Genomic DNA, 613 nt, shown 5'->3' with positions numbered 1-613 from the left:
GCTTGATGGCGATGTTGCCGTGCCCCTATAGGAGTTTGTACAGTTGTTTTAGCAGGAATAGCCGCAATTGGAAAGAAACAAATAATAATCGCAAATATACATCTATTATTGGCCATGTATTATTTTTGTTCGGGAAGTCTTCTGTATTTGTGCACGTTATGGGAAACACAAGATATTTTCCTACAAGCCTTTTTGATTCTAATTGTAGGAATTACGATCATACGATTAAGAAAAAGCTGGTATGTACCGCAAATGCGTACGCTTCAAAAACTGCAGGAAGAAGCAACAAGTAAGAATAATCTGTGAGGAAATTTAAGGGGAGAAGGAGTGGAGGAATCTTGATACATCAATATGAATTGAACTTTTCAGTGATGTACAGTGGCAAGGTAACAGACTCACAATCTACGATTATTCCAGCACAATCTTTAGAGGAAGCAAGTAAGAAATTGCATTCGGAAGTAAAGCGGCGATTAGGAAAATGTAGTATAAAAATGAATTCCGCAAGTTTATTTGTTTCAGAAGAAGTTCAATATACAGTCTTACAAAAGTGAAAATCAATATCGTGCATAAAAATGAAGAAGTAAGCCCTCTTCCTTATTGAAAGTAATAAATC

Annotated in this window: 2 protein-coding genes; both read left to right on the top strand. The window is 35.7% G+C overall.

Annotated elements, in window-relative coordinates; genetic code table 11:
- The first annotated feature begins 27 nt into the window (after positions 1-27).
- Positions 28-306, top strand: coding sequence for a hypothetical protein (locus tag RT27_RS31975; protein WP_043939421.1), 279 nt, complete (start codon positions 28-30; stop codon positions 304-306).
- A 32-nt stretch (positions 307-338) separates the two neighbouring features.
- Positions 339-551, top strand: coding sequence for a hypothetical protein (locus tag RT27_RS31970; protein WP_006917363.1), 213 nt, complete (start codon positions 339-341; stop codon positions 549-551).
- Positions 552-613 lie beyond the last annotated feature (62 nt).

The organism is Bacillus sp. L_1B0_5, from assembly GCF_000836715.1.
Lineage (GTDB): Bacteria > Bacillota > Bacilli > Bacillales > Bacillaceae_G > Bacillus_A > Bacillus_A thuringiensis_S.
Note: the sequence above shows the minus strand (reverse complement) of the source record. Positions and strands in the feature narration are given on the sequence as shown.